This is a genomic window from Streptomyces sp. NPDC058691 (genome assembly GCF_042714775.1).
Taxonomy (GTDB): domain Bacteria; phylum Actinomycetota; class Actinomycetes; order Streptomycetales; family Streptomycetaceae; genus Actinacidiphila.
Window position 1 is genome coordinate 1 of sequence record NZ_JBHXSO010000144.1, and the last position, 1,041, is coordinate 1,041.

Below are 1,041 nucleotides of genomic sequence, written 5' to 3' on the forward strand. Positions count from 1 at the left end.
GCCGACAGCCTCTACTTCACGATGCTCAACTCCAACAAGCGGAGCATCACGCTGAACACGAAGTCACCGCGGGGCAAGGAGATCCTGACCGAGCTGATCGCGCGCAGCGATGTGATGGTGGAGAACTTCGCGCCGGGTGCGATCGACCGGATGGGCTTCACCTGGGAGCGGATCCGGGAGATCAACCCGCGGATCGTGTACGCCTCGATCAAGGGCTTCGGGGACGGCCCGTACACCGGCTTCAAGGCCTATGAGGTCGTGGCGCAGGCGATGGGCGGCTCCATGGCCACCACCGGCTTCGAGGGCGGACCGCCCCTGGCCACCGGCGCCCAGATCGGCGACTCGGGCACCGGAGTGCACGCGGTGGCCGGCATCCTGGCCGCCCTCTACCAGCGCACCCACACCGGCCGCGGCCAGCGCGTCCAGGTCGCCATGCAGCACGCCGTCCTCAACCTGTGCCGCGTCAAACTCCGCGACCAGCAACGCCTGACCCACGGCCCCCTGGCCGAATACCCCAACGCCCAGGACACCGCCTCGGCCGACGAGGTGCCCCGCTCCGGCAACGCCTCCGGCGGCGGACAACCCGGCTGGGCCGTCAAATGCGCACCCGGCGGACCCAACGACTACGTCTACGTCATCGTCCAGCCCACCGGCTGGCCACCCCTGGCCGAACTCATCGGCCGCCCCGAACTGGCCACCGACCCCGAATGGGCCACCCCGGCGGCCCGCCTGCCCAAACTCGCCAAGATGTTCCAGCTCATCGAGGAATGGACCACCACCCTCCCCAAATGGGACGTCCTGGCCCACCTCAACCGGCACAACATCCCCTGCGGACCCATCCTGTCCACCAAAGAAATCATCGAGGACACCAGCCTGCAGGCCAACGAGATCGTCGTCGAGGTCCAGCATCCCCAACGCGGGACCTACACCACCGTCGGCAACCCCCTCAAACTCTCCGACTCACCCACCACCATCCACCGCTCACCCCTCCTCGGCGAACACAACCACGACATCTACCACCACGAACTCGGCCTCAACGAA

At 67.4% G+C, this 1,041-nt stretch carries 1 protein-coding gene; it reads left to right on the forward strand.

The window, feature by feature from the left end; translation table 11 throughout:
• On the forward strand, window positions 1-1,041 hold a 1,041-nt coding region (gene frc / locus ACFWVC_RS38645), incomplete at both ends, for a formyl-CoA transferase (RefSeq protein ID WP_384299622.1).